This window comes from Pseudobutyrivibrio xylanivorans DSM 14809, assembly GCF_900141825.1.
GTDB classification, from domain to species: Bacteria; Bacillota; Clostridia; order Lachnospirales; family Lachnospiraceae; genus Pseudobutyrivibrio; species Pseudobutyrivibrio xylanivorans.
Genome location: NZ_FQYQ01000011.1, coordinates 47,054 through 65,896, shown reverse-complemented (window position 1 = coordinate 65,896; position 18,843 = coordinate 47,054). Strand labels below are relative to the sequence as shown.

General features: G+C 40.4%; 16 protein-coding genes. 12 read left to right on the top strand and 4 right to left on the bottom strand.

All coding sequences use genetic code 11. From position 1 onward, the window contains the following. The first annotated feature begins 116 nt into the window (after positions 1-116). The 4 genes from BUA88_RS09445 (at position 117) to BUA88_RS09430 (ending at position 5,463) form a co-directional block, all read left to right on the top strand. Positions 117-1,634 carry a flagellin N-terminal helical domain-containing protein gene (locus tag BUA88_RS09445; protein WP_072916695.1) on the top strand — a complete coding sequence of 506 codons (1,518 nt, stop codon included), beginning with the start codon at positions 117-119 and terminating at the stop codon, positions 1,632-1,634. 189 nt (positions 1,635-1,823) lie between these two features. Continuing rightward, entirely contained in the window at positions 1,824-2,321 is a 498-nt protein-coding gene (locus tag BUA88_RS09440; protein WP_072916691.1) for a hypothetical protein, read from the top strand. A gap of 66 nt (positions 2,322-2,387) precedes the next feature. Continuing rightward, positions 2,388-4,253: a glycosyltransferase gene (locus tag BUA88_RS09435; protein WP_072916687.1), complete on the top strand. Its 1,866-nt coding sequence runs from the start codon at positions 2,388-2,390 to the stop codon at positions 4,251-4,253. Positions 4,254-4,290: 37 nt separating this feature from the next. Continuing rightward, on the top strand, positions 4,291-5,463 hold the full coding sequence (locus BUA88_RS09430) for a CgeB family protein (RefSeq protein ID WP_072916683.1): 1,173 nt from the start codon (positions 4,291-4,293) through the stop codon (positions 5,461-5,463). On the opposite strand, the gene BUA88_RS09425 is transcribed toward BUA88_RS09430, so the two are convergent. Continuing rightward, entirely contained in the window at positions 5,420-6,406 is a 987-nt protein-coding gene (locus BUA88_RS09425) for a helix-turn-helix transcriptional regulator (RefSeq protein WP_072916678.1), read from the bottom strand. The two genes, BUA88_RS09430 and BUA88_RS09425, sit on opposite strands and share 44 nt — an antisense overlap. Before the next feature lie 313 nt (positions 6,407-6,719). Between BUA88_RS09425 and BUA88_RS09420 the strand changes: the two genes are divergently transcribed. The 4 genes from BUA88_RS09420 (at position 6,720) to BUA88_RS09405 (ending at position 12,033) form a co-directional block, all read left to right on the top strand. Next, complete coding sequence (locus BUA88_RS09420; RefSeq protein WP_072916674.1) at positions 6,720-8,114, top strand: extracellular solute-binding protein; 1,395 nt, start codon at positions 6,720-6,722, stop codon at positions 8,112-8,114. A 94-nt stretch (positions 8,115-8,208) separates the two neighbouring features. After that, positions 8,209-9,120 (top strand): carbohydrate ABC transporter permease, encoded by a 912-nt coding sequence (locus BUA88_RS09415; protein ID WP_072916804.1) that lies wholly within the window; start codon positions 8,209-8,211, stop codon positions 9,118-9,120. 1 nt (position 9,121) lies between these two features. After that, complete coding sequence (locus tag BUA88_RS09410) at positions 9,122-9,982, top strand: carbohydrate ABC transporter permease (RefSeq protein WP_072916669.1); 861 nt, start codon at positions 9,122-9,124, stop codon at positions 9,980-9,982. A 38-nt stretch (positions 9,983-10,020) separates the two neighbouring features. Continuing rightward, positions 10,021-12,033 carry a right-handed parallel beta-helix repeat-containing protein gene (locus tag BUA88_RS09405; RefSeq protein WP_072916665.1) on the top strand — a complete coding sequence of 671 codons (2,013 nt, stop codon included), beginning with the start codon at positions 10,021-10,023 and terminating at the stop codon, positions 12,031-12,033. A gap of 59 nt (positions 12,034-12,092) precedes the next feature. Here BUA88_RS09405 and BUA88_RS09400 read toward each other — a convergent pair whose 3' ends face one another. The 3 genes from BUA88_RS09400 to BUA88_RS09390 all read right to left on the bottom strand — a co-directional run bounded on the left by BUA88_RS09400 (position 12,093) and on the right by BUA88_RS09390 (position 16,090). Beyond that, positions 12,093-13,367, bottom strand: a complete 1,275-nt coding sequence (locus BUA88_RS09400; RefSeq protein WP_072916661.1) for a hypothetical protein — start codon at positions 13,365-13,367, stop codon at positions 12,093-12,095. Positions 13,368-13,666: 299 nt separating this feature from the next. Further along, complete coding sequence (locus BUA88_RS09395; protein WP_072916659.1) at positions 13,667-14,701, bottom strand: glycosyltransferase; 1,035 nt, start codon at positions 14,699-14,701, stop codon at positions 13,667-13,669. 3 nt (positions 14,702-14,704) lie between these two features. Next, entirely contained in the window at positions 14,705-16,090 is a 1,386-nt protein-coding gene (locus tag BUA88_RS09390; protein WP_083572467.1) for an ABC transporter substrate binding protein, read from the bottom strand. 89 nt (positions 16,091-16,179) lie between these two features. Here BUA88_RS09390 and BUA88_RS09385 point away from each other — a divergent pair, with 89 nt between their 5' ends. The 4 genes from BUA88_RS09385 (at position 16,180) to BUA88_RS09370 (ending at position 18,814) form a co-directional block, all read left to right on the top strand. Beyond that, a complete protein-coding gene (locus BUA88_RS09385) occupies positions 16,180-16,914 on the top strand; it encodes a ComF family protein (RefSeq protein WP_072916653.1) in 735 nt (244 codons plus the stop codon). A gap of 17 nt (positions 16,915-16,931) precedes the next feature. After that, complete coding sequence (locus tag BUA88_RS09380) at positions 16,932-17,333, top strand: flagellar protein (RefSeq protein ID WP_072916650.1); 402 nt, start codon at positions 16,932-16,934, stop codon at positions 17,331-17,333. Between the two features lie 116 nt (positions 17,334-17,449). Then, positions 17,450-17,902 carry a hypothetical protein gene (locus BUA88_RS09375; protein WP_072916647.1) on the top strand — a complete coding sequence of 151 codons (453 nt, stop codon included), beginning with the start codon at positions 17,450-17,452 and terminating at the stop codon, positions 17,900-17,902. Next, a complete protein-coding gene (locus BUA88_RS09370) occupies positions 17,903-18,814 on the top strand; it encodes a hypothetical protein (RefSeq protein ID WP_072916645.1) in 912 nt (303 codons plus the stop codon). The last annotated feature ends 29 nt before the right edge of the window (positions 18,815-18,843 follow it).

The following is an 18,843-nucleotide window of genomic DNA, read 5'->3' as shown; positions in this document are numbered from 1 at the left end:
TCGAATCTTATTAGAAAACAAATTAAATAACCAGGGCCGGACACGGATGTTGGGCTATCAGCAAAAACGGATTTAAATGCTAAAAGGATTTAGCAGAATCTCATGGAGGAATTATTATGGTAGTACAACATAACATGCAGGCAGCTAATGCTTCAAGAACATTGAACATTACAACAGACTCTCAGTCAAAGAGTACTGAAAAGCTTTCAAGTGGTTATAAGATTAACCGAGCAGCAGATGATGCAGCAGGTCTTTCAATTTCTGAGAAGATGAGAAAACAGATTCGTGGTTTGACCCAGGCATCTACAAACGCTTCAGACGGTGTTTCTTCAGTACAGACAGCTGAAGGTGCCCTCACAGAAGTTCATGACATGCTCCAGAGAATGAATGAGTTAGCAGTACAGGCAGCTAACGGAACAAACTCAGAGTCAGATCGTGATGATATCCAGAACGAAATTAATCAGCTTACACAGGAAATCGATCGTATCGCATCTACAACAAAGTTCAACGAGACATTCTTATTAAAGGGCGATATCGGATTAAAGAGAATGTATATCAACGCTCATGATGCAGGTCTTGATGGAACTCTCATTCAGAATACAACAAAGGCTACATTCACAATGGAGTCCCTCGAAGCTGGTGAGAAATATAGAATCGGTGGTATCCAGTACACAATCGGCGCTACAACAAATGAAGAAGCAGCGAAAGCTCTTCATCTTGAAAGCTACTATAAGAAAGGCGCTACAGATACAGATCCAGGTACATGGAGCATTCCAGCCGGCGATACAATTTCAATCGATGGAAAGACCTACACAATCAATCCTGATGGAGTTGGAACAGACGTAGCAAATGCAAAGGTTACAAACGGATATCTCAACAAGCTCATTACTGAAGGCTCAGTTATTAAATACAACGGTAATGAAGTACAGAGATTCTCTACATCATACAACAAAGCAACAGGTATCGACGATGCTAACGTAACACTTATCAAGGCTACAGCAGCATATAACATGATTGCTACTGAGCTTAAGGCAGCATCTTCAGTTGGTGCAACTGATGGAGCAGCACAGCTTGTAGATATGGATGATGCAAATGAAAACGGCGGTGGTGCAGAGTCAGTTTGGGAGAAGGCAGTTATTTCAAAGATTATCGGTGGCGATAGAAAACCTACTAAGGTTACATCAATCAGCTTCACACTTATGAAGGGCTACGTAAATATTCAGAACGCACTTACACTTAACCTTCACGTAGGTGCAGACGCAGCCATGACAAATAAGATTAATGTTACACTTGAAGCTATGAACGCAAAGTCAATCGGTATCAACGGACTTAACGTATCAGATGCAACAGGTAAGGCTGCAACATACGCAATCGACGCAATCGCCGATGCAATCCAGAGAGTATCAGCTCAGAGAGCAGAACTTGGTGCTATCCAGAACAGATTAGAGCACTCAATCCGCAACCTCGACAACGTAGTTGAGAACACAGAAGCTGCAGAGTCTCGTATCCGTGATACAGATATGGCTGATACAATGGTTGAGTACAGCAAGAACAACATCTTACAGCAGGCAGGACAGTCAATGCTGGCTCAGGCTAACCAGGCAACACAGGGTGTTATGAATCTCCTACAGTAACACCTGTTTACAAATACCATAATCTCACTCCCCACCTCATCGAGGTGGGGAAATTACTAAGAAGGACAAATAACTAAGAAAACAATTCTTTCTAATGACACCTCATCAGTCACCTCCGGTGACAGCTTCCCCTCAAGGGGAAGCCTTAGGGGGAAAGAAAGATTTATAGATAGAAAAGAGGTAAGGCTTATGGCATATTTCACAAGAAACAAGATGTTAACAATGGTTTTGGAGCTTTACACAGCGAACACAAGATTCGCACAGGGCGGCACAGGGGATGATGCAGAAGACTTAAAAGTCCTCATCGCCTGCCAGCAGAAAGCATTAGTACTTGGTGAGTACTTAGAATCAATGGGCATGGATTACTCGGACATCGTAGAAAAATTTGAAAACTACTGCAACATGGTTTACGATATAAGTGAAAACCTTAGTGATACAGTTTTAGTAATGGACAGAAAAGCTAGAATCGATCACAAGATTTGCGACATCATTAGTGAGATAGAAAACAGAATAGTAGAAATTAGAAGTATTGATATTTACGACTTTAGAGGATTGGTAGAAGCTCCCGGAGAGAAGCGCATCGTTAGCAATGAAATCAATCGATTGATTGATTCCTGCTTAAGCAGTGCAGGACCACTTGAAGAAGGAGAAGAAATGTACAGACCACTAGTAATCGGAACATACTAATAAATGAACAGTAAGGCTCGTCACAAGACGAGCCTTTATCACTTTAAGGGTGATGAGGTGGAAAAAATGAACAACAAGCCTAAAACCAAATTACTTACAATTTCTTTATTATGCTGTGGCAGACCTGATACAACAGAGCGCTGCCTTAAATCTTTGATGCCTATTCGTGAGGCTATCGACTCAGAGATTCAGGTTGTTGATACTGGATGCTCAAAGGAAACAAGGAAGATTATTGAAAAATATGCTGATGAAATCTTTGAATTTACATGGGTAAAGGATTTTGCAGCAGCCAGAAATTTCCAGTTGGACCAGGCCAATGGAAAGATGTTCTTGTATATAGATGATGACGAGTGGTTCCTTGATACAAAGTATATCATCGAATTTTTCCAGGACCCTAGATGTACCTCCTATAACGTGGGAGGGTATTTCCAGAGAAACTATCTGGATTTTGAAGGTAAGGAGTACGAGGACATCGAGGTTATGAGAATGTGCCGCGTGGATCCTGACGTATGCTTCAAAGGAAAAATCCATGAGTATATATATCCAGGCTGTGGAAACACAATGTTTATGGACGCCAGAGCTGGGCATTTTGGATACGTGTATGAGTCTGAGGAGGAGAATGTAAAACATTCTCTCAGAAATATACCGCTATTGATTGAGATGATGGAGGAGGAGCCAAAGGAGCTGCGCTGGCCATATCAGCTGGCACAGGAGTATAAGGCTATCAAATATAACAAAGAGCTTTTAGATCTTTGTACGGAAACCTATAACAAGATAGCCGATTCGGCAGATGAGGTAGATAAGAAATACCGCGGTAGTTTTGCTTGTGGCATTGTTATTGCTATGGCTAGGCTTGAAATGCTGGATGAGCTGTTGGCATTCTATAAGGAAGTCCAGGAGAAGAAGAACCTGTATCCGCTTCCTATGGCGAAGATTGCATTCTATGCATCGAAAATATATTTCATCAGAGATGAGAACGATAAGTGTGAGGCGGAGATTAAATATTACTTTGACGTATATGAGAAGGTGGGCAATGACCGAGGACTTATGTTTATTCAGGGCGGTATTTTCTCCAACGATACCTTCAATGAGACAAATATGAACCTGATGTACTGCTATGCTATGACCTGTGGCCTGAGAAAAGGCGACTATGGCCCTATGGTTCATTATTACAGAAGAATCTCATGGAATGCAAAGGTGGTCAGACTTAATCGTGGCTTTGTCATGACTCTTATAGCAGAGGCAGCTAAGGTTGGATATAAAAAAGAAATCAGAGATGTTTTGAATAAATTCTTCTCCAGCGAAGGCTTCAGAAATCTACTTGAAAAGTTGATTGATGAGGCTACAAGAGAATTTGATGAGGAAGGACTGCAGAACATAAAGAATGCCTTCAAGACAACAGAAGGTGAGAAGGAAATGAACCTTTACATGGATGTAAGAATCCTGGAGTATCAGATATCATGCATAGAAAACTGGGATAACTTCAAACAGCTTACAGATATTTTGGAAGCATATGCACAGCTGGCTGTAAAGTGGCAAAAGGTGCACGATTTAATGTTTCCATCAGAAAATCCTTCATTCACATTGGCACAGGAAACCAAGCTGGCATGTGATATAAACGATTTCATCGAGTGTGAAGGTACGGACATTCCAAAGGCATTATCATACATTAAGGATATGATTGGAAGACGACCAATTATGAACGCAGCAATAGGTGAGCTTGCGGACATGTACGGTAGAAAGCAGATGCTAGATGCATTGCGAGCCAAAGATCCAGTCAAATTCCAGGAAATGTACAACCTTGAAGATGCTATCCTTCGCCAGATTGCAGAGCTGGATGAAGCAGGGCAGGTGGACGAGGCCGTCGCAACGTACCAAGAGCTTATCATGGCGATTAAGAATACATATGGAGTAGAAACGCTTCACGTATAAATCATTATGCTTGTTAGTGTAACTGGTGGCGCAAAGTATGAAAATTTTAATGTACCGCTGGAAGGCGTATAACTACAAAGATATAAAGTATACCTTCATAAAGTTTGGGTATGAAGTGGAGGAGGTCTATCAGGACCTCCTCAATTATGATGTGGATGAAGAGTTTGCAGAAAAGCTAAAAGGCATAATTCGTAAAGACGTATATGAATTTTTCTTCACAGTAAATTACTTTCCACTGATATCCAATGTGTGTCAGGAACTGGGTTTACTTTATGTATGCTGGAGCTGCGATAATCCGCTGATTTCCATGTACCATAAATCTGTTTTCAATGATGTTAACCGAATCTTTTTATTCGATTTAACTAATGTTGAAGAGTTCAAAGGAATGGGGGCAGACCATATCTATCACCTTCCGCTGGCTGTGGATACGCAGCGCTTGGATTATCTTTTTACAAATGCTACAGGCCTTGATTTATACAAAAATGAGATAAGCTTTGTGGGCTCTCTCTATGAGAAAAATTCCTACGATAAAATGGAGTTTACGTTGCCGGATTACCTTAGGGGATACTTTGAAGCAACCATGGAAGCACAGAAGGATTTGCAGGGAATCAACATCATAGACAGAATGCTTACGCCTGAAATTCTCATGGAGTTGCAGCAGTATTTCGAGCTTGAAAAGTCTGAGGATTCTCTGTCAGATTTGAATTTGATTTTTTCTGTGACGACCCTTGGATTTAAGATTGCTGAAAAGCAGCGAAGAAGTATATTAATAGAATTATCAAAGCACCATGATGTAAGCATCTACACTAATTCCAATGTACATGATTTAATAAGAGTAAACTACAGGGGAAGCGTGGACTATTGGGAGGAAATGCCTAAGGTATTTCGTGAATCCAAAATCAACCTGAATATGACAATTCCAAACATCAAAAGTGGAGTTCCACTTCGTGTATACGATATTCTGGGGGCAGGAGGTTTCTGCATTACAAACTTTCAGGCAGAACTTCCTATGTTTTTTGAAAACGAGAAGCACATGGTATGGTACTACAATCAAAGAGACCTTTTTGAAAAAGTGGATTACTACCTGTGCCATGATGCTGAAAGAGAGCAGATTGCCCGAGCTGGATATGAGTATGTTAAGGCGCACTGCTCTTACGAAGCAAGAATTAATGAGATTCTAGATACCCTTTTCCCTGCTCGTAAAAATTAATTGGTAGTGGATGCTGGGTTTCGTTAAACATTCTGAACTGAGAAGGTGTGTAACCAGTGCTTTTTTTGAAGGCACGGGTAAATGCAGTACTGCTGGCAAAGCCAGATTGGAAGGATATATCTGTAATTGACAGCTCAGGGTTTGACAGAAGAGTTTGGGCATAATTTACCCGTATTTGTTGCAGGTATTGATAAAAGGTGGTCCCTGTATAATCAGTAAATATTCGTTCAAAATGATATTTGCTAAAGCCTGCATATGTAGAGACACTTTCAAGAGTCAGGTTCTCTGTGAAGTGTTCAGAAATATAAGTGCAAACATTACTGAGGGAGATAGCGTTCTTATATGTGGTGTTGGATACGTAATCTGTCTCCTTAAAAAGGTTAATGTTTTTGGCACAGAAGGAGATTAATTTCAACAGTATGGAGTAAATCTCCAACTCATCATATGGATCTAGTTCCGTATATGCGATAACGCTGTCATCCTCTTCGTTATCAGTTGTATAAATTGATGGATCTTTACCGAAATAGAGCTCCATAATCATTTCTAAATATTTACATACCTGGTCATATATTTCTGTAGGGCAGGTGCTTTTCTTTATGTGAATAGCAGGTGCCATCAGATTGAAGGCTTTCTCAATTTCTTTAAGGGAATTAATTCCAGAAAAATCAGCCTGGATATATACTCTGGAGCCAGGAGTCGGCGAAAATATCTCGTGAAGCACAGCAGGACAGATTAGTAGAATATCATCTATATCCACATTATAGGTTTGCGAAGAACAAACTACTTTGTATGGAGCATCCTTTGGCCATATGATTTCTATGTCTGTATGCCAGTGAGGCGGAAAATCTGCATGCAAGCGATTTATAAACATTCGTAGATTGGTATTTATTTTGTGCTGTACCAATTCCTTTGCGCTAGCCGCTAATACTAAATCACTTCTCATATGTAAAAACTCTCCCTTAATAAATGACGAAAATTGCTATATTCTCGCCTGATAATTATAGACATTATAACATAATAGAGTGGTTAAACAACACAAATTGACAGCATTATGACGAAGAAGTGTGTAAAATATATGAACATTAGAAGAATAGTTAGTCAATAATAGCAATTTTTGTAGGGTAAGTAGCAATTATTTATTGGCGGAAAAGCAATAATCATTATACATTTATATTTAAGAGAAACATATCAATGTTTCAGGAACGTGAATACTGTCAGAAAACGTACAACTTATAGTCGAAGGAGGAGGGTATTGTATGAAAAACAGAATCTTGGCAGTTTTATCTGTAGCAGTATTAACTGTTACAACACTTGTTGGTTGTGGAAGCAGTGCCTCAATTGATTCAGCAGAGGTACCTGCTACAGGTCCAGATGAATCCACTACAGGAAAGCAGACAGATGGAAAGAATCTTCCAGAACTTACAACAGAAGAGATGACAATTACATTGTGGGATATTGCTACAGAAGAGCCAGGCAGACCTACACAGGAAGCTGCAGTTGCGCGCTTTATGAAGGATTATCCAAATATTCATGTTGAGCAGGTTCATCAGCAGAATGATAACTATAAGCAGCAGCTTGTTGTTGCCATGAGTTCCGGTCAGTGTCCTGATATGTACGTATCATGGGGCGGTGGTCCAATGGCTGAGTATTATAAGTCAGGCTTTGCAGATGATATCACAGATTTATACAACAAATATGATCATCCTGATTTTATTGATGCAGCTATTGCACAGGGATCGTACAAAGATAAGATTCTTGGAATTCCATTCGGAAGCCTTTCAGGTTGCGATATTTTCTATAACAAGACAATCTTTAAGGACTTAGGTCTTGAGGTTCCAGAAACTATAGATGAGCTTGAGGATGTATGTGCAAAGCTTAAAGAAAATGGTATTACTCCATTTGCTTTAGCAAACTCAGCAAAGTGGACAGGCTCTATGTACTATATGTACCTTGTAGCACGTCATTCTGGAAATGATGAGTTTGATGCTGCTTATACACAGGAAGGTTCATTTGGTTCAGAGGCATTCCTTTTTGCAAGTGATAAGATTCAGGATTGGGTAAAGAAGGGATATTTCCCAGATGGTGTTAACTCACTTTCTCCAGATGATGGACAGGACAAACAGTTACTTTATGATGGCAGCTGCGCAATGATGTTACATGGTTCATGGATGGCAGGAAGCATGTCATCTGATAATGCAGAGTGGTATCAGGAAAATATCGGTGTATTCCGCTTCCCAGAAGATTCAGAAGCTAAGGCTAAGGGCGTTCCACAGGATGTAGAAATTGGTACAGCTATTGGTAACTGCTTCAACTTCAACAGCAAGGGTGATCAGGCTAAGCTTGAGGCAATGTATGTTCTTGCTACACAGTATTACAACGATGATACATACAATCAGATGCAGATGGATAGCTTCCAGACTCCTTCAATCAAAGGATTTGAGAATCAGGTTACAGATCCTAACATGAAGATAATCACAGATGTATTCTTCCAGGCATCAAATGTTCAGCTTTGGTATGATCAGTATCTTCCAGCTTCAGTTACTGAAGTACACAAGAACAGCATGTCAGCTCTATTTGGACTTGAAAAGAATGGCGCTGAAATAGGAGCAGACCAGGATGCAGCAATGAAAGCAGCTATTGAAGAACAATAGAAATGAAAATGCCTTGCCACATAAACAGGCATGAGAATGACTGTCTGCCAGCCATAAGTTGGCAGACAGTTTTTAGATACAGGAGGATATGGCTTTGAAAAATGAGAGTAATACTAGTCTTGCAAATGTGAAGAGAAAGAAGACTGCAGTGGCGGCAGGCGTTTTCCTTCTTCCTGCATTTTTGTTAATCGCAATCTATTTTATTTATCCAATTATTGATACTTTCGTTATTAGTGCCTATAAATGGAACGGAATTTCATCAGCACGTACCTTTGTAGGATTGGAAAATTGGAAAACGCTGATACATGATAAGAATTTTTGGGATGCTTTCGAGCATAACATAATCATTATGGTGTTTTCCATCATGCTTCAGATTCCTATAGGAATGTTGCTTGCAACCTTCCTGGATGCAGGTGGTAAGAAGTTCAATGCATTCAAAATCATATGGTTCTTACCATATCTTATGAGCTCAGTAGCGATAGCGTTTTTGTTTACATATGCACTGGCTACTAACGGTGGTATATTTTCTTCCCTTGCCTCTATTATCAAGGGGACAAAGGTTACCATAGATTTATTGGGAAGATCGCCACATGCACTATTTGCTGTAATTGGTGTAATGGCATGGCAGTATACACCGTTCTATATGGTTTATTTTATGGCAGGTTACGGAAATATTGATACCACTATTTATGAGGCAGCAATTATCGATGGAGCTACAAGAGGTCAGTATGTGAGACTGATTGCAATACCATTACTTGGACCTATCTTTAAGACAGCTTGCACAATGTCGCTTATTGGTTCACTCAAGTACTTCGATTTGATTTGGAATTTAACTCAGGGAGGTCCTGTCAATTCAACAGAGTTGATGGCAACCTATATGTATAAGCTGTCATTCCAGCAGTTTAATATGGGCTATGGTTCTTGCGTGGCTGCAGGAATGTTTATTTTGATTACAGTCATTGCGCTATTATTCCAAAAGGTATTCGTAGTTAAGGAGGATTACTGATATGCAGACTAAGACAGTTGATTACAAAAAAGAAAAAAGAAAATCAGTAATAGCATGGACAATTGCAATCATAATGGCATGTTTTTGGTTGGTTCTCACACTAACACCATTTGTGTTTATGGTATTGAATTCCTTCCGTAAACAGTTTGATATGCTTCAGCAGGGAGTTTTTCATCTTCCTGATCCATGGTACTTTCTAAACTACGTTGAAGTTGTAACCCATGGATTCTTTGGATACTTTTTTAGAAGTGTGATTGTAGTGGCGATTTCACTGGTGCTTATGCTTTTGATTTCAGCATTTGCAGCATACCCACTTGCTAGAATGAAGTTCCGCTTTCGTGGGATTATTTATGCTGGTATTGTGGCGCTGATGTCAGTACCTATGCACGTTACACTTATTCCAGTATTCAAATTGACTACAGATATGGGACTTTACGATAATTTATTCTCGTTGATTGGACCATATGTTACATTTGCGTTGCCTATGTCGGTATTTATTTTGACAGCATTTATGATGACTATTCCTAAGGAGTTGGAGGAGTCGGCTGAGATTGATGGATGCGGCCGCTTCCGTAATTTCTTCAGTATTATTTTGCCTCTTTCAAAGCCGGGACTATCTACATTGGCAATATACAATGGTGTTGCTACATGGAATGAATTTGCTTTTGCCAATACACTTCTTCAGACAGCGTCCCACAAGACATTGCCGCTTGCTTTAGGACAGTTCAAGGGCGAGCATGCGCTGGATATTCCAATCATACTTGCTGTTTTGACACTTTCAGTTTTACCTATGATAATCCTGTTCATCGTTTTCCAGGACAAGCTTGTAAAGGGTATGATGGCAGGTGCGGTTAAGGGCTAGATCATAAATGACATTATAAGAAAGAGGGAAATAATTTTATGATAATTTATGTAGATGCTAATGCAAAACACGATGGCAATGGAACAAAGCAGTTGCCTTTTCGCAGGATAAATGAGGCGGCTAAGATAGCAAAGCCTGGTGATGAGGTAATTGTTGCACCAGGAACATACAGAGAGTATGTAAACCCTGTAAATGCGGGCACTGAAGATAATAGAATAGTATATAAAAGTGAAAAACCTTTGGGTGCTATTATTACAGGTGCTGAGAGATTGACAGGATGGGTTCAGTACAAGGGTGATGTATGGACAGCAACAGTTAAGAATAGTGTCTTTAACGGTTATAATCCATACACCACATTAGTATATGGTGACTGGTATTTTGCTACACCAAACAAGCACACAGGCTGTGTATGGTTAAATGACATGGCACTTTACGAGGCATTAAGTGTGGAGGAATGTCTGGAAGCAAAAGTTTATGAGTGCTCATGGGATCCTGAAAACTCAAAGAAAAAATGGTTTGCAAAACAGGACGATGAAAAAGATGAGACAGTATTCTATGCTAATTTTGGTGGTGCAAATCCTAATAATGAAAATGTAGAAATTACAGTGAGACGTGAGTGCTTCATGCCTCAGGAGGAGGGCGTAGGCTTCATTACAGTCAGCGGCTTTAATATTAACAAGGCAGCAACTACATGGGCACCACCTGCTGCTTATCAGGATGGTATGATAAGCCCTCACTGGAGCAAGGGCTGGATAATAGAAGATTGCGAGATTTGGGGAAGTAAGTGTGCAGGAATTTGCGTAGGAAGATACTTTGATCCAGAAAATAGCAATTACTATACCACAAAGCATGTGAAGAGTCCTACTCAAATGGAAAGAGATTCTGTCTGCCGCGGTCAGTATTATGGATGGTTAAAAGAAAAAATTGGTGGCCACATCATACGTCGAAACAATATTCACCATTGTGAGCAGGGTGGAATAATTGGTCGTATGGGCGGCGTATTTTCTATAATTGAAGACAACCATATTCATCACATTAATAACATGATGGAGCTTGGTGGTGCTGAGATTGCTGGAATAAAAATGCATGCGGCAATTGATGTTATTATGAGAAGAAATCATATACATCATTGTACTATGGGTATCTGGTGTGATTGGGAAGCTCAGGGCACACGAATCACTCAGAATCTACTACATGACAATCAACGTCCGGAATTTGCAGAGCAGCTTGAGGGTGGCATGACCTGCCAGGATATATTTGTGGAAGTCAGCCATGGACCTACACTTATTGATAACAACGTGTTGTTATCTGATGTATCACTTCGTATTGCAACCCAGGGTGTGGCTATGGTTCATAACCTTTGTGCTGGCGCTTTTACCATGGTTGGCGATGGCACTACCTGGAGATATACACCATATCACATGCCTCACAGAACTGAGGTTATGGGATTTATGACTATACTCCACGGAGACGACCGTATTTACAATAATATTTTCATTCAAAAATGGCCTTCAGATGACCTTGTTCTTTTGAATGATTCACAGCCAGATAAAAAGTATGTGGAGAACAGAAAGGTAGGAACAGATTGTTTTGACGAGTATCCTACGTATGATGAATGGTTGCCACAGTTTGATATGGAAGAAGAGCATCCTAACATGATGAAGCATGATCCATATCATTTCTCACATCTTCCGGTATGGATTGATGGAAACGCTTATTTTGAAGGAGCAAAGAGCTGGAAAAAGGAGAAGAATTTCTTTGTTGATGATTCAAAGAAGGTGCATGTAGATGTTGTGGAAAAGGATGGAAGCTATTTCCTTGATACAAATATTTATGAAGTTTTGGGCGACTTCAGCGCTGGAATGATATCTTCAGATGTTTTGGGAAAAGCATTTGAACCTCAACAGAGATTTGAAAATGCTGACGGAACGCCTATCACATTCGATAGTGATTACCTTGGAAATCATCGCAGCTTAAATGTGATTCCAGGACCATTCGCAACAAAAGAAGCTGCCAAGGGGCAGCTCTATAGCAAACTAACAATAGAATAAAAACAATAAAATAAAAGTAATAAAAAGGGGCCGTTCCGATGTGAAGTGAACGCCCCTTTTTATAATCCATAGTTCATTAACATTCCTGAGTAAGCGCTTGTGGCATATGGTGCCGACAGGCTCTTTCCAGGATTCTTATATTCTACAATAGCTTTATCAACGTAAGCCATCGGATTAATGGAAGCCTTTGAGGCTGCCCTGCTGATGGCTGCTTTTAATTCATTGAGAACTGTGAAGGCTTCAGCTCTGTCTTCACTGTTTATAATCTCTGAAAGCTGAGCTTCGTTAAGAATGAGGTGCCCAACTTCGTCGATGTGGATACCTGCATACTCAAGGCTGCTTTGCATACCCTTTGCAATAGAAGAAATCTCATTTAAAAGAGTACGATTCTGATGAATGCCGTTGTATTTCAAGCCTATGTTAATCATTCCGTTGTAGCTGGTAAGCAGCTGGCTGACACCATCGGTAAGGGCTTCTGTATCGTTCATAAGTCCTACTGTGACCTCTCCATTGGAAGGTGCTTTTAGTGTGAGCTCATAAGCTTTGTTAACGGTGAAGGTATTGGACATAGATGAGTGGTCAACACCGTTTAATGTAAAGTCGGAATTAACTGGCTCCTGAATAGTTCTGTCTATACCAAGTAGATTCAGCTCTTTCCAAGAAATATTAGATGAAATATTGAAGAGAGTAGTGTTGCCTTCTGGAAGGCCTGTGGCCTTGGATGTAATCTGTATAGCATTCTCTCCATTGCTGCTGGTCATCAGTGATGCGTTTAATCCAACATCAGAGCTGTTAATCAGACGGATAATCTTTTGCTGAACTGACTGGTTAGGCTCGCCAGCATTAACGTTGAACTGGAATTCATAAGAATGATTCTTAATATCCAAATCAAATGAATACTGACCTTCCTCGAAGTTATGCCCATCTGCAGGAAGGAAGTTGCCCATGTTAACCTGTGGAGTGGCTAGTGACCTAACGTCTATCGTGAAATCATCTGCTGGGGTAGATTCGTCACCGACAAATTTTGCGTCGACTGAACCTGGATTAGAAGATGAAGCGATTCGCTTGTTAAGGATATCTTCGATGCTATCGCCGGCAGAAGAGAGATTAGAAACAGACATCGACATAGAGTTAGCGTTCTCTTTGATATCAATCGCAAACTGACCCATGTCCTCTGTGTCCTTTATCTTGTACAGAGGAGCGTCCTTATTGGCTTTCACTATTTTATTGTATGTGTCGCGTAACTCACTTTTCTTATGGGATTCATAACGAGAGCCTATGTTTTGGCCATAGGTAGTCATGAAATAGTTGTACGCTGCGTCGATGCGTGCCATGAGACGTCCCTCCTTTCTTCCTTGATAAAATAACCTTCGACAATCCTTTGCCTAAGCCGGGACATAGATATCGATACTTATAGCTACTATCATAATACCATACAAATAAAAATCTGTAAACATACTAGATTCTGTAATATTTTCAGACAATTACGCTAGATATAGAAATAGAAAAAGTTGGTTACGCTCTCAAGCCTTAGATAATAAAAGGCTAGTTACGGTCTCAATCCTAAGATAATACTCCGCTCGGCTGAAGAAAGCCTCGCTTAAGTATTACTTAGAGATTGATACCTACTAGCCTATCGTAATTTCTTGTATAAAGATAAAATGTTTTCTAGATAACTTGATAAGTTATCAAACGTTGAGGATTTGATAATCGCAGATTCTGATTTGGAGCTATATAACGACGAATCGGAGAGTAACGAGCTAATCGCATCTACGTATTCTGATGTTTCGTTACATATGTAGCCGCAGGTGTCGTTTACGATGCCTGGGAGGCCGCCGACTCCGGAGCAGACAACAGGGATGCCGAGGGTCATGGATTCAAGAGCTACTAGCCCGAAGCCTTCGAAGATAGATGGCATCAGAAGAACCTTAGTGTTCTTCATGTATTTGTAAACGTTGTCCTGGAAGCCTTCAAAGCTTATGGATAAACCGTGACTTGCGGCGTATTCCTTACATTCATCGAGAAGCTCTCCGTTGCCTACCATTCTAAAGATGAGATTATCTCTATTAGGAAGGGCTTCGAAAATCTTGATGGCGCCAAGAGGATTCTTGGCTGGATTGAAGCGTCCTACATAAAGCAAATCTGAAACAAATTCATCATCAGAATCGCCAGCTGCATCCAAAACAGTCTGTGCAGAAAATGGATTGCCAAGCACATTTACAGGACACTTCAATTTAGAAGAATAGCAATATTCCTTCTCAACAGCCTCTGAAACAGTGATAATCTGGCTGAACCATCTGCTTGCAAACAGATATGAAATTGTATTTGGATGTAATGGATTTTTAAGCCATAGCGGATTGCAGTGTAGATGTGAAATCACTGGAATCTTGCCCTTTACAGCAAGGCCGCAAAGAACGCTGGCGGTGAAATCGTGAGCGTGGAGTGCTGTAGGATGAAACTTATCTACAGCTGCTTTGATAGTAGCTACATCAAGCTTATCGATGCCGTAGTAGCAATCATAGAGACCGATAGATTTGAGCTTGTCTTCAATAGGGCCGTGAGGAGCCATATAAATGAACTCCTCCTTGTCTGAAAGCCCGTTGATTATTTTACATACAACATTTTCCGCACCGGAATAAATGTTGGATTTGATTACATGTAAAATCATGAATTATTCTTCCCCCGAAGCCTGATATCTTGTTGTGGTGCTGCCGTACTCATAAGTATCAATGAATTCGTTAATCTCCTTGAATGACTTTGGAAATTCCATCTCGAACTTCTCTGCGATAGCTCCATTGTAGAGCTTTACAGCGTCATCAGAATCACCTGAACCAATCTTAATAGAAGAAATCTCATCACCGTTAAACACCTTAACAGCCTTCTTACCTGCGGCATAGCCTAGTGTGTAAGGATCCTGGAAAAGTGTAACAAGTGTATTTTTCCCAACTTCTGTATCACCAGCAACTACAGTGACACCAGCTTTTGTTGTAATATCTCCGATAATATCCATCTCGCCTGAAAGCGAGCTGCCGAAAGGAATATAGATGGCAGAACACTCACTGCAAACTTCTGTAATAAGCTCTTCAAGAGTAGGAGCAGCTTCCTCCTCATCCTCTGAAGCCTTTGAAGTCTTGTTATCTTTTGAAGCCTTTTCTTCGGTAGCGTTAGATGCATCATCTTCCTCAGCTTCTGTTTCAGTAGCTGGAAGAACCTTGCCGCCTGTCCAGAATTCAGAAACTAAAGCAACTCGTGTAGATGAAGTAGAGTTAAGACCTGGATCCTCATCAGTCTCTCCAAGAGACACAACCATGTTGTCCATACCCTGCTTAGCTGAGAATGCAACATATTTGCTGGCTGAGAGAGCAGTGGAATTCTGGTCCTCGTTGTTGACAGTGGTGTCCGCAGGAGAAGGGATTAAATACTCCTTCCAAGGGATACCTGCCTGGTTTAAGTATGCTTCGAAGATTTCGTTCTGGTAAATGGCATCTGTATCCTCAGCTGAGAAAAGAATACCAACAGTCTGTAAATCCTTAGTGGCCTCAATCATGAGTGAAACCTGATCGACAATGCTAGGCTTGCTGCTGACACCAGTAACATTTGTGCCAGTAGTCTTGTCCCAAGACTTACCATTAAGGCTGGCGATTCGAAGGGTACCCTTGAAATCGATGATGCCTGTGGCAACGATTGGAATAATATCTGTACCTGATTTAGCAGAAAGAAGAGTGGATTTACCGGCTGTGAAAATCATATCTGGTGATTTTGAAATAGCACGGGCTGTAAGCATATCACTGGTGTTCTCTTCATCAACAGTAGCAGTGGAAATTTTGAAATGCTGCTGGCCAAGGTAGTCTGTAAGGCAATCTGTAAAGCCCTGTAATAAAACCTGATTATAGGTATTGTCTTCTGATAAAAGTGCTGATATATTATAGCAATACGAATCATTATCTGATTCATCTTTTACCTCATTAGCAGGCTGCGAGTCAGTCTTTTTTCCACATGCGGTCATGGAAAATGCCATGGTTGCTATTAAAATCAAACTTAAAAATCGTTTCTTCATATTAAAATTCCTTTTTTTAATTGTTGTTACTATTCACAGTAACATCTTGATTATATATGCAGTAATTTATTTTTTTCAAGGAGTATTGAATGTATTTACATATAAAAGGTATTATAGCCCCCTTGTTAGGTGTATTGTATCCAAAACGATGCGTGGCTTGTGACAAAGTTTTATTAAAAATAGAAAAAGAAATGGGTTTTTGCGCCTCCTGCAGTAAAAAAGTGAAGCTGGTGGGGCCAGTGTTCTGTATGAAATGTGGCACGCCACTGGCGGATGACAGGGTAGAATATTGTAAGGACTGTCAGGGCGCGACCAGGGCTTTTATTCAAAACAGGGCAATCTATCAGTATGCGGGAGATATGAAGGATGCCATGTATCGATTTAAATATGGAAATAGAAGATGCTATGCAATGACCTTTGCTGCCCACGCCCTTCATTATTATAGAAACTGGATTAACGAAAAGGGGATAGAGGCAATTGTTCCCGTTCCTATGTATAAGCCAAAGGAAAAACGCCGTGGATATAACCAGGCGGCAGTGTTTGCCCAGGCTTTAAGTCAGGTTACAGGGATTCCGGTGGCAGAAGAAATTGTGCAACGAGATAAAGATACTGAGGCAATGAAACAGTTAAATGCTTTAAAAAGAAAGAAAAATCTGTTAAAAGCTTTTAGTTTGACGAAAAATGATGTACAATTTAGAAAAGTGCTATTAGTTGATGATATTTACACAACTGGAACAACAATGGATGAGGTCGCTAAAGTGCTTAAGCAAGGGGGAATAGACCAGGTTTATGGCATGTGTGTCTGCATCGGAGAGGTGCAGTAAATTAGGAGGTATCATCTATGGAGGTGCGTAACTGTAAAACTTGTGGAAGGTTATATAATTATTTAGGCGGCCCTAATATTTGCGAGGCTTGCCGCGCGGATCTTGAGAAAAAGTTCCAGAATACAAAGGAATACATCAGAGAGAATCCTCGTGCCAATATTCAGGAAATTTCTGAAGCTAATGAAGTAACACCACAGCAGATTCGCCAGTGGATTCGTGAAGAGCGCCTTCAGTTTGCCGATGATTCTCCAGTTGGTATCGAGTGTGAGATTTGCGGAGCAACTATCAGAACGGGTAAGTATTGTGAGAACTGTAAGAATAAGACGGCTGACGCTTTGGCTAAGTCTATTGAAAAACCACAGGCTCCACCACCTGTACAGAAACCTAAAAAAGAAAATAAGATGCGTTTTATCCAGTAATAAACTAAAACTATACATACACCTGCCGGCATTCGCCGGTAGGTGTTTTTTTTAGAAACTGTTTATGCTATACTGATTCTGAATTACTAGGTGTAGAAGACAGAGGATAATTGTTTATGATAAATGAAGAGCGCGTTAGGCATATGACTGTCATGGCCATTTTCGAGAAGGAAATGGGCCCTGAATACCAGCCAATGCTTCGCTATTCGAAAAAAGAATATATTGCACTTCACGGCTGGGGAGGCTTCATTGCAGGCACTCTCTTCTACGGTGTTATATATGCAGCCATTGTTTTATATCTGGTTAGCAACGTTCTTGAGAATATCACAACTATGTACATATTAATGATAGCTTTGGCAGGGCTGTTAGTTTACGCGGCCTACATAATTATTCATGTGCATTCGGCCAGAGCACGGGCAAGCAAGCGTTACAAACGCGGCAAACGCCTTATCAAGGAGCTTGGAGTTAAATACTCAAAGCTTAATCATATGTACGAGGCAGAGATGCAGCAGACTAAGCCATTTCTTGCCAGAGATTACGACGATAAAAAAGGACTAGAGGAATTCTAAATGAACGCTTTTATTAGATTACGAGATGATATACGAAGATTTGTACTTTCTCGCGAAATGCTTTTCTTAAAAATATGGAGTGCCCTTGTGGCATTTGTAGGTCTCATGTGTATCAGAGCCAATTTTGGTCATAACAAGCATGTGAGTCAGCTTTGGGTTTCTATTATTATCGCTATCATCTGCGCATTTTTCCCTATTCAGGGTGTGTCGCTCGTTCTTACAATTGTATTACTTATAGATTTAGTCTCACTTTCACCAATGGTTGCTGTTGTGGCGCTTGGTATGGTGGTAGTGGGTTACCTTGTTTGTGCTTATTTTAGAAGCAAAGTTACGTCTAATATGGTTACAGTGCCAATCTGCTATTCCTTTGGCGCGCCATATGTCATGTCGTTGGGCGCAGGCCTGATGTCAAATATTAACGAGCTCACATCGGTTATTTGTGGCTCAGTTATCGCGTTTTATCTCCATGTTATTAAGGATAATACTACTGCGATTGTGGATGAGACTTCCGATGTTTCAGTATTTTCACTGATTCAGGAGCAGATGTTGCAGAACCGCCTGTTCTGGTTCTTCATCATCGCCATGGTTGCCATGTTTTTGGTGGTTTATATGCTACGCCAGGCCAGCATAAATATGTCCTGGATGATAGCAAATGCAGCTGGTGTTGCTGTTGAATTTATCATCATGCTTGCAGGATATCTTCTCGCCAGCCAGAAGGGCGCAATTCCAGGGCTCATCTTAGGAAACATTATCGTATTTGCGGTAGGTTTTATCTTGAATTATTTTGTATTGGATTTGGACTACTCAAGAATTGAGAAGGTTCAGTTTGAGGATGACGATTATTACTACTATGTTACAGCGGTTCCAAAGATTCGAATTGCAGAAGAAGACAAAGAAGTAAAGAAAATATAAAACATCCCGTATAGGGTAGAAGGAAGGAA